We start from the raw sequence: 12,399 nt of genomic DNA, 5'->3' as shown, positions 1-12,399 counted from the left end.
TAAGGGAGAATGGCGAGACTCTTGGCTATATGCCATCCTTGAGCATGAATGGAGAGGCGTCTATGGATAATTTTCTGAAAATATCATCCATAGACACCCGATAGACTTCAGTTGGAAAGACTAGGATTGTGACTGTAGCGTCTTTGAAAAAGAATTGCTGCGAAATTAGTCACTAAACAGGTGATTGCTAGCAACAGCAATATATAAGTAGGAGCCATTACCACGCCAAGCATGAACCAAGTATATACGTGCAGTATCATTACAGAAGCAAAAAAGCTGGCAATTCCAGCAGATTGCCATACTTGATGTGATGGGCGACGTAACGCTACCAGGCTCATCGTTAAAATTGTGACAAGCAAGTTCGCTGGTACCAGGAATGCACAAATACTTATGCAGTTGCCACAAGAAAACTCAGCTAAGGTGTTAAAATCGAGCATTAATTTATTGGGATAGATGTTAGCTTTTTAAGAATTTAATTTAATTTGTTTTATTATAACGAAATATACATTAACATAACAGTGAGTAATCACATTGAAAATATAACATAAGTTAAACTATTTAGTTGCGTTTTGATAGTACCAATAGTTATTTAATTATAAAAATTTTGGCTCATTAGGGTGGAAAATACCCACCCTAGCTGAATTAACCTGGTAAAATCACCGTATCGATAACGTGTACCACACCATTATCAGCTTCGATATCTGCTGCTAAAACTGTGGCATTTTTAACTTCAAAACCATCAAAAGAATCAATTTTAATGGGTGAACCTTCCACAGAATTAACCGTACCGAGTTGGGCCAAATCAGCTTTTAGCAGCTTTCCTGGAACGACATGATACTTTAAAATCCGCGTTAGCTGGGGAATATTCTGTAACAGAGTTTGGATAGTTCCCTCTGGTAACTTGGCAAAAGCATCGTCATTTGGTGCAAAGACAGTGAACGGGCCAGGACTTTTTAATGTTTCTACTAAACCAGCAGCTTGTACAGCCGCCACCAGGGTTTTGAAAGACTCAGCCGTAACTGCAATATCAACAATATCAGCCATATATTTTACCTAAATCTCTGCAAAAGATTTTAAAGGATAATAAACCTTTTTCATTAATCCAAAAAGTTTTTCTCAAAGAGCGATAGCTGGGTTAGGCTACAAACCTTGAATTATTCACGCCGCTCTACTTAGTAGAAAATTGTATCCTAGGGTAAATAACAATTCTTAACTTATAGACGCGATAGTGAGTATTAAAATATATCGTATCTCCCAGTCTAATTACAGATTTAAAGCGTTAATCACTCCATAACCCCATTTCTCATCAAATGTGCCTGCGGGTTTTCCGGGAATTGCACTATTTTTATGTAGCAAGTTTTTCACAGCAGCCGGATCAAGTTGAGGATCGCGTTGCAACAGCAGTGCTACTAAACCACTGACGAAGGGTGTCGCCATACTTGTACCAGCCTGAACCACAAACTTGGAATTAATCATCGATGAACGGTCAAAACTGGCATCGGCGGAAAGGGTGGAAACAATCATGGCTCCTGGTGCTGCGACATCGGGCTTATGTCCATCATTGCGTAGAGGACCTTCACTACTGAATTCCGAAATAGTATGCAATTCTAAGCCCATTTCTCGTACTTGGTTATCAATATCTGTGTAGGTGGCTTTAGTAGTATAGGCGGCAACTGTAATCGCACTGCTGGCGGCTCCCGGTGAGCCAATTTTTACCGCATCTTTCACACTTTTACCTGTAAAAAACACTGAGGAACTGTCATCTAGTGTCCACACATCTAAACGTGTTTCAGTTGAAGAAGTGTTGCGGACTCGCAACTGCCAAATACCTCCCATTACTGGCGAGGGATCGATACCACGTATTTGCACAAAGAAATTATGATCGCTGTTGGCTTTATCTGGTCCTGGTGTCGCTAATTGCACTCGTGCATCTGGTAACTGGTAATCTTGGGCGGCATTACCGGCAGTAATTATTTTTTGGAAGGGGGTGACAAAACCGTTAGGACTCCGCACAGACACTTCCAATTCGCTGTCTTTGGAATACCAAGCGTTTAACCAAACTATGCCTATTTGATTCAAAGGAACATTAAAGCGCATACCACGAATGCGTCCACTGGGTATCGTCGCTTGTCCATGAATGTTATCGTTTCCTTCGTTACCCGCAGCACAGCAAACAATTCTTCCAGGGCCAGTTTCGGCATCAATGACTTTGGATAAGGAGTCGCTACCATCATGGGCATCAGCGTGTCCACCCAAGCTGAGATTTACCACTGCTGGGCGTCCCAACTCTCTCGCAACTCGGAAAATATAACGCACGGCATCAGCAATATGGGCATCTTGTAAATCTGATCTGACGATAACTAATTCCGCTTCTGGTGCGACACCGCCGTAGATAGCATCAGCACCGGCGGCAATTCCCGCAACGTGAGTACCATGACCGCCAGTATCCTGAGAAATTGTTAGTTGCGCTCCCGTCAATTCAGCCCCGTAGCCGCCCTCTGTGACTCCTGGACCCGGTAGTGTTTGATCCCAAATATGTAAAATTCGTCCAGCAAAGGCGGGGTGTTTCGGATCAATGCCACTGTCTATAATGCCGATGATTACTCCTTTACCAGTCAATCCGGTTTGGTTCTTGAACTCCGGCAGTTTGACTGTTCCCATTGCACTGTCCATCCTCAAATGAAGTTTGCGTGATGGCTTAATGTGCTGGATTACATCTTCTTGAGATAAGACATCTAAGCTATCTATGGGTAAGAAAGCCGTCCGCACAGTCCCAGAATTTTGATTGACTTCAATATTATATTGTGATAGGTAACTTAAGTCTGCATCATGGTCGCAGTAGATAAAAACGACGCTCTTAGTGGGCTTGACTGGGCTTTTGTGGGCAATAATCCCAAGCGATCGCTTGTGTGTAACTAAAGCTTGATCTCCTTCATTTTGATAGTCTTGAAATGCCAAAAGTAGTCCGGGAGAAAGTTTTTCGTGCCTCATTTTTACCTCAAATTAAATTTATTTGCTGAAAGCAAAGTAGGAATTTTAACAGGATAAGTCGCTCTACTATCGTAGTTTTTTAGCCTTGATTATTTGATGGCACTACCCGAAGGTTTTAGTGCGTTAGCCTACGGCATAACAGACCCTACCTATATTTCAAAAATCAAATATAGCAATCCTATATCAAACTAATCCATTGTCTGCCTAAATAATCACGAACAAAGTGAATAAAAGAAAATTAAGAATAATTAAGTAATAAATAAAAAAGATAAATTTATCGAAGAATAATTTAGGAGTCAGAATGCAATCAGTGGCGAGTCTGTCTTGTTGAACTGTTAAAAACTAAAATAAATTGTAGTCAAAATAGTTAAGACTGATAACATTTGCGTATCAAACAGCAGCAGAAAGGTTAAATCGCTAATGAATACTGACAGATTACAGATTCTCTATCATAAGTAAGAGCCATAAAGAAGCTAAGATTTGCAACGATCGCTTCTGAAGGTACAAAGAGTTATTCATGCAAATTCAAACACCAGACTGGGTAAAACACGCGGTTTTCTACCAAATCTTCCCAGATCGCTTTGCCAGAAGCAAACAGCCGCGCAAACGGCTGTTGCACGAAGCCCGTTGGGAAGATTGGGAAGCTATGCCAACACTTCAAGGTTATAAAGGTGGCGATTTGTGGGGCATCATGGAGCAATTAGACTACATAAAAGATTTGGGGATTAACGCGATTTATTTCACACCCATTTTTCAATCCGCCAGCAATCATCGCTATCATACCCACGATTATTACCAAGTTGACCCGATGTTAGGGGGTAACGAGGCTTTTAAGGAATTGCTCGATGCAGCCCATCAACGGAATATCAAAGTCGTTCTGGATGGAGTGTTTAACCATTCCAGCCGGGGCTTTTTCTTTTTCCACGACGTTTTAGAAAATGGTCCCCATTCACCTTGGGTAAATTGGTTCAAAATTGAAGGCTGGCCTCTGGCGCCCTACAATGGTGATTTACCTGCTAACTACGGGGGTTGGGTGGGAAATCGCGCCTTGCCAGAATTTAACCACGACAATCCAGAAGTGCGGGAATACATTATGGAGATTGCCGAATATTGGATTAAACTTGGCATCGATGGTTGGCGATTGGATGTACCATTTGAAATAAAAACTCCTGGTTTTTGGCAGGAATTCCGCGATCGGGTCAAAGCAATAAATCCCGAAGCTTATATTGTGGGCGAAGTCTGGGGAGATTCCCGCCAGTGGCTAGATGGAACGCAATTTGACGGCGTGATGAACTATCTATTTGCTGGGCCAACAATTGCTTTTGCAGCTGGCGATCGCGTAGTCTTAGAACAAGTCCAAAGCCGCGACTATCAACCCTATCCACCCTTATTTGCCACCGATTACGCCACCAAAATCCAAGAAGTACTGCAACTTTACCCTTGGGAAATTCAGCTAACTCAACTCAATTTGTTAGCAAGTCACGATACAGCCCGATTGATGACCATTGCAGCCGGCGATATCGCCAGTGTAGAATTGTCAACTCTATTGTTACTTACCTTTCCCGGTGCCCCCAGCATCTACTATGGTGATGAAGTTGGTTTACCTGGTGGTATAGATCCCGACTCACGTCGTGGCTTTCCTTTAGAGAGTAACTGGAATCAAGAAATTTTCAATACTCACCGTCAATTAATTGCCCTGCGCCAAAATTACCCAGCCTTGCGTACAGGTGATTACCAAGTTCTCTATGCTCAAGGACAACTTTATATCTTTGCCCGAACTCTGGGGACAGAGGAATTGATAATTGCCGTCAACGCTGGCACAAGTTCCGCAGCAGTCAATGCAGATGTGGTCAGTTTGGGTACTCAACCCAACAAGCAGTTATATGGCACTGCTGAAGTTGAGTGGAACAGTAAAGAAGAAACTCAGCAGCTGTCATTGACTATTCCCGCACGCAGTGGCTGCATTCTGGGGAGTAGGGAGTAGGGAGTAGGGAGATGAGGGAGATGAGGGAGAAATCAATTCAAAATTCAAAATTCAAAATTAAAGAATTTATTCCTGCCTCCTCTTTCCCAATGCCCCATGCCCCATACATTACTTCCCCGCCACCATTGCAGGCATCAACACTGCATCAATAATATGGATCACACCATTGTCTGTTAGAATATCTGTTTTGAGGACATTGGCGTTATTCACCTTGAATTTACCGTTGGCAGATTCAATGGCTACAATTGACCCCTCAAGCGTCTCTGCCTCGTTAATCTGTATCAAATCATCAGAGCGAACATCCCCACTAACGATATGATACGCCACAATTTTTCTGAGCTTGGGAATGTCTTGTAATAACAAATCTAAAGTTCCCTCTGGCAGATTAGCAAAAGCTTCGTCAGTCGGTGCAAAGAGCGTGAAAGAACCAGGACTTTTCAAAGTTTCTATGAAATCTACAGCTTTAGCAGCCTTTATAAGGGTATTGAAATTACCTGCTGCGATCGCAGTTTCCACAAGGTCAGCCATGAGGGTGCGTTACCTAACACTACAAGTTACTTATAAATGACTAAAATACTTTTAGCTTCTATCAATAGAGAGGTTGCCGCGATTAAACAGACAGCAGCAGACTGATTTAGTGCTGTTACACTGGAGAATGACCCCAAAAACCACTGAATTATGCTAAAGCGTTCTAAGTTCGAGACAACTCAGTCTCAGATTATGCACCGTGCTGAGGATCTGATTAGTGCAGCCTCAAATCGTTACCGCATTACGGTTCAGGTGGCAAATCGTGCTAAACGTCGGCGTTACGAAGACTTTGAAAGTAACGAAGATGCGATCATGAAGCCAGTGCTAAGAGCAATTATCGAAATGTCCGATGAATTGACTCAGCCAGAAATTATCGGCGAACTATAAAAACAGTGCTGAGTCGAGAGTGCTGAGGAGCCAGTGCGTTGCGGAGGTTCCCTCCGTTATATAGCGGTTCTCGGTTTAGTGAGGTACAAGAACCCCACCCCCAACCCCCTCCCCGCTCTTCGAGAGGGGGCTAAGATGTACCTCATGTGATTAGGAAACGCTATAGCAACTGGCGTTGCTGAATGAAAACGCAGTGCGATCGCACTCTCATTTCCAAATATCATTCTATGAAAAAGAAAAAACTTCTACCTAGATCAATCCTCTCACAACTCGGAACTCAGCACTGGCTCAACCTTAGCTATCCGCTAACAAAACTACTGCTTGCCTTAATGGTAGTGGGTGTAATTATTTTCGGTTCAGGGGCGAGCAAATCAATACATCCAAATTTACTTGGTATCCAACCTGTATACGCTCAGAGAATCACTCCTAGCGATGTTTGGCAGCTAGTGTATCAGCAACTGCCAGATTTCCCACGGGAAAATAAGTATATCAGCAAAGAAAATGGGAAGGTTGCCGAAAACAACACCTTAGCAAATCGCCTAATTAGATATAACATTTATACCAAAGGGCGGTCCGCAATTTATCGCTTGGATTGGAAGCTGACTTTAGCTGATTACCTGGGTGTGAATGAAATTATGTATGATACTAGCTATCCAGGAAATGATTCACTACGGGAAAATCCGATAGAAGGCGATCGCAAAGCCATCAAGAGTCTCACCCGCAGCCAGCGAGATGCCCTAGTCCAAGTCTTAGTCAATATATTTAATCCTACTTCCCAAAATACACCAGCCCCTAACCCCAACACCACACCCAGTCCGACTACATCAACTACCCCACAGCCACCCCAACGGGGAGGTGCTGAACTACTGAGGTAATGAGAGAGTGATGAGTTGTAAATCAATGACTCCAAACTCCTGTACAGAAGCGATTAATCGCGTCTCTAATCCAAACTTTTTATGGAACGCGTTGTCAAAACCGGATCGGGTTGGCGCATTGGCTGGAACCCTGATACACCTCAGTTTAAAGGTTTAGTCGGTACAGATGATTGGGCAATTGAGTTAACCGAAGCCGAGTTGAATGATTTTTGCCGTCTACTAGCACAGCTAGCAGACACCATGAAGCAACTCGCAACTGAATTAATGGAAGAAGAAAAAATTGCTTGTGAAGCCGAAAGCGATTTATTATGGATGGAAGTGGAAGGCTATCCTCATGATTACAGTCTACGCTTCATCTTGAATACAGGGCGATGTGTAGAAGGTAAATGGGATGCTTCTGCTGTTCCACATTTACTGCAAGCTACTGGGATACTTAAGGTTTTTTAAATTTGCCTCTTGATTATCCTAAAGTTTTGATATAGAATATAAATTCTGAACCGGGGCGTAGCGCAGCTTGGTAGCGTGCCACTTTGGGGTAGTGGAGGTCGTGGGTTCGAATCCCGCCGCTCCGATTGATGATAAGCCATACCTGCTAGTCTTTTCAAAATGACTGGCAGGTTTTTTCATGGTTTGGAATATTTTATGATTTCTAGATTCTTGCAACGACCTATATTAAAATTCCTAAAGAGCTTATTCCATAATACTTTTGACTTTTGACTTTTGACTTTTGACTTTTGACTTCCGCCTTGCGGTACTAGTATCTCGGTTATTTCCTAAAAGATTGTAAAGAGGTCTAGCCAAATAATCACATTTATTATAGCTTGATAGTTATAGAACTATTAATCAGATCGCCCCATTACTCATGGTTAACACTCTACCCAAGCCAGAAATTAAAACCCCCAGCAAAGAAACTGTACTCACCCCCCGGTTTTATACTACAGATTTTGAAACCGCAGCCAAGCTGGATTTGTCTGCCCAGGAAACGGAGTTGCAGGCGATGTTGACAGAAATGCGGACAGACTACAACCGCCACCATTTTGTTCGTGATGAAGCCTTTGAGCAGTCTTGGGAACACATTGGCGGTGAAGCAAGACAGGCGTTTATTGAGTATTTAGAACGCTCTTGTATTTCTGAGTTTTCCGGCTTCTTGCTATTCAAGGAATTATCCCGTAAGCTGAAAAATCGTAGTCCACTGCTAGGGGAAATATTTCAACTGATGGCGCGTGATGAAGCCCGCCACGCCGGATTTCTCAACAAAGCAATGGGCGATTTTAAAGTCTCCCTTGATTTAGGCACTGTTACTAAAACCCGTACTTATACGTTTTTCCCCATTGAGTGGGTACTTTACACAGTTTACCTCTCAGAAAAAATCGGCTACTGGCGCTACATTATTATTTTCAGACATCTAGAAAAGCACCCAGAAAACCAGTTTTATCCCATCTTCCACTACTTTGAAAGTTGGTGTCAGGACGAAAACCGCCACGGAGATATATTCAAGGCGCTTTTACGTTCTCAACCGCAACTATGGAACAACTGGAAAGCTAGGCTGTGGAGTCGTTTTTTCTTGCTATCGGTATTTGCTACCCACACGCTGACAGTTCATGAACGTTCCGGGTTCTACAAATCCCTGGGACTTGATGCCACAGAATTTGATGTCCAAGTTGTCCGCAACACTAATGAGACTGCGGGACGGGCTTTTCCTGTGATGTTGAATACCGAACATCCCCAGTTTTTCCCACGTCTGCAACGCTGTGCAGGTTACAACTTGAAAATTGCCGAGATTGAAGGCAGTTCTGGGCTGAAATTGGTGAAGCTGATTCGTAAACTACCTTTAATTGCAGCAATTGTTTGGAATCTGCTGTTAGTTTACCTGATCAAACCTATTGATACTGAAGCTTTGCGGGGAACGGTTTGTTAGAGGATGTTTCAAAAGTGGTTAGCTGTGATTTGAGGCACTTAATGATCCCCCCTAACCCCCCTTAAAAAAGCAGGGCTGTTTCATTCGATCTCTTAGAGATTTTGTCAATAGTATAAGTCAGAAATTTGCTTGATTTGGTCATTGAAAAGATACCACTTCAACGAGTAAATTTCAGTGCAAACGCGATTTTCTTGCCCAATCAGGTTTTTTATTCACCTGAATTTTCTGCTTGAAGCGCTTGTAAATCAGAGCCTTTTAGGGAATGAAACAGCCCTGCCTTAAAAAAGGGGGGAACTGGAATCAAAATCCCCCGATAAAAAGGGGGATTTAGGGGGATCTAGAACGTTTTGCTACTCACAAAAGGACTTTTCAAACATCCTCTTAGTTATTAGACTATAGAAGTGAAAATGACGTATGCACAATTTATGAATTTTGTCTACCAGGAATTTCGGGTAACGCATATTTAAAAAACTGCTGTTTTGCTCCCAAGAGCTTTTAGGCTGCTGTTGCACGCGCTCACTAATGCGATTTATGGCTTCTCAACTTACAATCAAAGCGATCGCTATTTATATTGATTGTTCATAATTTGATGATGTCTGTAACCAAATGATCAAAAGGTTTGTCAAGTGGTGTGTTGAGTTTCCTTCTTGGTGGAATATTCGCCAAAGCAGAAAGCCTCTTTTGTTTGTCGTTATGCTTACCTTGAGTGTGGCAGCTACGGTGATGCTATCGTTACCCTTGAACGCTCAAATTAATCTGCCGCCAATGCCAGCATCGGAGTTAAGGGGAGTGTGGTTAACAAATATTGATAGTGATGTGTTATTTGAGCGCGATCGCCTCAAGGGATCTTTGCAGCGCCTTGACGAACTCAATTTTAACACCATATATCCGGCGGTGTGGAATTGGGGATATACATTGTATCCTAGCAAAGTTGCCGCCAAAGTTATCGGGCGATCGCTCGATCCCACACCCGGATTACAAGGGCGAGATATCCTCAGAGAAATTGTTGATGTGGGACACCAAAAAGGGCTAACAGTGATTCCCTGGTTTGAATTTGGCTTCATGGCACCAGCAGATTCTCTACTAGCGAAAAATCGTCCCCAATGGCTCACCAGTCGCCGAGATGGGACTCGGATTGTCAAAGATGGGAATGATAATCGCGTTTGGCTAAATCCCTTTCGCCCAGAAGTACAACAGTTCATTCAAGATTTAATCGTTGAAATTGTGAGAAACTACAATATTGACGGCATTCAATTTGACGATCATTTTGGCTTACCATCAGAATTAGGATATGATGCCTATACAGTGGGGCTTTACAAAAAAGAACACCGTGGTAAAGCTCCCTCCAAAAACTTTAAAGATCCAGAATGGGTAAGTTGGAGAGCTAATAAAATTACCGAGTTTATGAAACGGGTATTCAAAACCATCAAAGCTACTAAAAAAGATTGTCTGGTTTCCATTGCTCCTAATCCTCAACGTTTTGCCTACAACTTCTTTTTAGCAGACTGGCAGAAGTGGGAACGGCTGGGAATAATTGAAGACTTAGTTTTGCAGATATATCGAGATGATTTGAATATTTTTGTTAGTGAATTAGAATATCCAGAAGTGAAAACAGCCAAGAGCCATATTCCAGTAAGTGTGGGTATTTTGGCTGGGTTGAAAAACAAAACCGTATCGATGCAGCAGATTCAGACACAAGTGCAAAAAATCCGCGATCGCAATTTTGCCGGAGTATCTTTCTTTTTCTATGAAAGCCTCTGGAATATGAGCAAAGAAAAGCCTCAAGAACGGCAAACAGGCTTCCAGAAAATTTTCCCCACACGCGTAGCTTACCCAAATTTATTAGCAGGGTGGAAACCGTTCAGTTAATTTTCCTAAGGGACTGACAAATAAAAAAACATCTCAAATTTTTTGTGGGTGTATCGACAAGTACAACATCTCACGGATGTATTGCGATCGCTAGAAATAGAAGGATTAAGTAGGTAGGCACAATTAAACCGAACTATGTAAACTGATATAAACTGCCCTAAATGCTTTAAAAATAAGCTTTTAAGCGATTTATATTTCTTAATCTAGTTGTGTTTTTTAGCGCCCACCTACTTAATGTGGGTGGAAGCAACGAAAGTCAGTAAACAAACGTTGTCTCAAAGACTCAATAGTTTGCCATCTCATCTATTTGCACTGGTTTTTGAGCAAGTGATAGAGCGTCTGTCAGCTTGGATTTTCTACACTGTTCTGAATGACTTGTGTGCTGATGTAGCCTAGTTTACCGCCGTAGGCATCGCTCTCCGACAGCCTATTGAATGTATTTCCGTAGAAATGGTGTTTCGCAGTTTATATTTTTTTCACCGCGCACTTTTACTTAACCCTGAGTTAAAACTTATTCCTTGGCTTGTCGAACATTATCGTTCGATGGGCTTGGTTAAAGCCGTCCGTCAACGTCACCGACGAACTGCTGCTTGGTCACTTGACATTTGGGCTGATGCCTTAACTTGACACCAATGGCAAGATGCCCACCCCACAATCATATTGAAAAAATATTAGTGCAAATTAAAGGCGCAACAGCTTATCAACTACCTTTCAATTTTGGCGATCGCTTCCTCTGGTGAGAGATTACCATAGATTACAGACAAAATCCCTGGCAGGTATTCATCCATCATCGTGACGTTGGCGTAAACCACCCGTTGAATAAGTGCAAAACTAAGTCTGTCACCTTCTACATCAATGCTGGTTTTGTAGCTAATTTCGCCGTCGGTAAAATCTAGCTCAAAGTTGCCAATCATCATACCATAATTAGCTCTAGTTAAAAGCTCTGCGATCGCCAGCCGCTTGTTTTCTGGTGCGTTGACTGGACAAATTGAGTAAAAAACGAATTGACTTTGTTCACTTCTCGCCCGAGCGTAACAATTCCATTTGCCATTTTCGCCTTGAAACGATATTTGTAAAGCTGGCTTTCCTGGAAGTTGTACGAAAGGCCAATCATCGGTTGTGAAGAAATTGATTATTGCTTCAAAAATACTATCATCTGTAGGAGATGGGCAAAAATTCGCCTCTATTTTTTGTGTTATCTCATCTGGGTTAATATCAGCTAATTCTGTCAAAAATTTATCGATTCCTTCTAGCATTTTGACAGCAGATTTTTGAGTCTTGGCAGATAAATTCGCCTCAGTCCAATCTTTAAAAAAGTTGACAATCCCTTCAGCAATTCCTTCACCAGAAGCGCTTGTTTGAGCCAGATTTTCTGGACTAATATAAGACCAAAGAGTTCGATACCCGATTTCGCCTGACTCCTGTTGTTGTTTAACAGATAAACCCAACCAACTTTCGGTAAAGAGGATTTGGTTATCGGGTTGTTTTTGGCTTAAATTCAGGATATATTTTGCAGTTTCATCAATGTTAACGGCGTGTTCTACTAGTAATGGTAATAAATCGGGTTTCAGGCTGGTAACGATTGTAATATCTGGCTCGCTGAGGAATTTGCCAGATGATAGGGGGTTACGCGCATCTGATTTGAGATTGAATAAGGCGGCGGTGTCGATGCGTTGGTAGAGTTGTGGTGTTACCTCAAAGGAGAGGCGACACGCGATGAGTTCGTTGTCTTGTTTGGTTAGGGTTAGGGCGATCGCGCGAACGGTTAAGGGAGATTGGGAGGAATCGTGTAGGGTTAGTTCGGTGTTAAGTTGATGAGTTTCAGTCTTTGCGATCGCGTACATATA

13 protein-coding genes and 1 tRNA gene are annotated in these 12,399 nt (G+C 42.4%); 9 read left to right on the top strand and 5 right to left on the bottom strand.

Going from position 1 to position 12,399, the window contains the following annotated elements; translation table 11 throughout:
• Window positions 1-107: 107 nt before the first annotated feature.
• The 3 genes from V7K97_RS20420 to V7K97_RS20410 all read right to left on the bottom strand — a co-directional run bounded on the left by V7K97_RS20420 (window position 108) and on the right by V7K97_RS20410 (window position 2,991).
• Window positions 108-437: a hypothetical protein gene (locus V7K97_RS20420; protein WP_334802827.1), complete on the bottom strand. Its 330-nt coding sequence runs from the start codon at window positions 435-437 to the stop codon at window positions 108-110.
• A gap of 205 nt (window positions 438-642) precedes the next feature.
• On the bottom strand, window positions 643-1,044 hold the full coding sequence (locus V7K97_RS20415) for a fasciclin domain-containing protein (protein ID WP_334802826.1): 402 nt from the start codon (window positions 1,042-1,044) through the stop codon (window positions 643-645).
• Between the two features lie 219 nt (window positions 1,045-1,263).
• Window positions 1,264-2,991, bottom strand: a complete 1,728-nt coding sequence (locus V7K97_RS20410) for a S8 family serine peptidase (RefSeq protein WP_334802825.1) — start codon at window positions 2,989-2,991, stop codon at window positions 1,264-1,266.
• A gap of 517 nt (window positions 2,992-3,508) precedes the next feature.
• Between V7K97_RS20410 and V7K97_RS20405 the strand changes: the two genes are divergently transcribed.
• Window positions 3,509-4,975: a glycoside hydrolase family 13 protein gene (locus tag V7K97_RS20405; protein ID WP_334802824.1), complete on the top strand. Its 1,467-nt coding sequence runs from the start codon at window positions 3,509-3,511 to the stop codon at window positions 4,973-4,975.
• A gap of 108 nt (window positions 4,976-5,083) precedes the next feature.
• Here V7K97_RS20405 and V7K97_RS20400 read toward each other — a convergent pair whose 3' ends face one another.
• On the bottom strand, window positions 5,084-5,503 hold the full coding sequence (locus tag V7K97_RS20400; RefSeq protein WP_334802823.1) for a fasciclin domain-containing protein: 420 nt from the start codon (window positions 5,501-5,503) through the stop codon (window positions 5,084-5,086).
• Window positions 5,504-5,653: 150 nt separating this feature from the next.
• Between V7K97_RS20400 and V7K97_RS20395 the strand changes: the two genes are divergently transcribed.
• The 8 genes from V7K97_RS20395 to V7K97_RS20360 all read left to right on the top strand — a co-directional run bounded on the left by V7K97_RS20395 (window position 5,654) and on the right by V7K97_RS20360 (window position 11,179).
• Window positions 5,654-5,890 (top strand): DNA-directed RNA polymerase subunit omega, encoded by a 237-nt coding sequence (locus V7K97_RS20395; protein ID WP_179064685.1) that lies wholly within the window; start codon window positions 5,654-5,656, stop codon window positions 5,888-5,890.
• 329 nt (window positions 5,891-6,219) lie between these two features.
• Window positions 6,220-6,765 carry a hypothetical protein gene (locus V7K97_RS20390; RefSeq protein ID WP_334802980.1) on the top strand — a complete coding sequence of 182 codons (546 nt, stop codon included), beginning with the start codon at window positions 6,220-6,222 and terminating at the stop codon, window positions 6,763-6,765.
• 81 nt (window positions 6,766-6,846) lie between these two features.
• Window positions 6,847-7,212 (top strand): DUF1818 family protein, encoded by a 366-nt coding sequence (locus V7K97_RS20385; protein ID WP_334802821.1) that lies wholly within the window; start codon window positions 6,847-6,849, stop codon window positions 7,210-7,212.
• A 51-nt stretch (window positions 7,213-7,263) separates the two neighbouring features.
• Window positions 7,264-7,337, top strand: a tRNA-Pro gene (locus tag V7K97_RS20380).
• Between the two features lie 290 nt (window positions 7,338-7,627).
• Window positions 7,628-8,683, top strand: coding sequence for a magnesium-protoporphyrin IX monomethyl ester (oxidative) cyclase (gene acsF, locus V7K97_RS20375; protein ID WP_334802820.1), 1,056 nt, complete (start codon window positions 7,628-7,630; stop codon window positions 8,681-8,683).
• Window positions 8,684-9,289: 606 nt separating this feature from the next.
• Window positions 9,290-10,552 carry a glycoside hydrolase family 10 protein gene (locus V7K97_RS20370; protein ID WP_334802819.1) on the top strand — a complete coding sequence of 421 codons (1,263 nt, stop codon included), beginning with the start codon at window positions 9,290-9,292 and terminating at the stop codon, window positions 10,550-10,552.
• Window positions 10,553-10,792: 240 nt separating this feature from the next.
• The gene (locus tag V7K97_RS20365; RefSeq protein WP_334802818.1) at window positions 10,793-10,948 is read left to right on the top strand and encodes a hypothetical protein; all 156 of its coding nucleotides are present in this window, start codon (window positions 10,793-10,795) and stop codon (window positions 10,946-10,948) included.
• A 54-nt stretch (window positions 10,949-11,002) separates the two neighbouring features.
• Window positions 11,003-11,179: a hypothetical protein gene (locus V7K97_RS20360; RefSeq protein ID WP_334802817.1), complete on the top strand. Its 177-nt coding sequence runs from the start codon at window positions 11,003-11,005 to the stop codon at window positions 11,177-11,179.
• A 77-nt stretch (window positions 11,180-11,256) separates the two neighbouring features.
• On the opposite strand, the gene V7K97_RS20355 is transcribed toward V7K97_RS20360, so the two are convergent.
• Window positions 11,257-12,396: a YbjN domain-containing protein gene (locus tag V7K97_RS20355; protein WP_334802816.1), complete on the bottom strand. Its 1,140-nt coding sequence runs from the start codon at window positions 12,394-12,396 to the stop codon at window positions 11,257-11,259.
• Window positions 12,397-12,399: the final 3 nt, after the last annotated feature.

Source organism: Nostoc sp. (assembly GCF_036917815.1).
Lineage (GTDB): Bacteria > Cyanobacteriota > Cyanobacteriia > Cyanobacteriales > Nostocaceae > Nostoc.
Note: the sequence above shows the minus strand (reverse complement) of the source record. Positions and strands in the feature narration are given on the sequence as shown.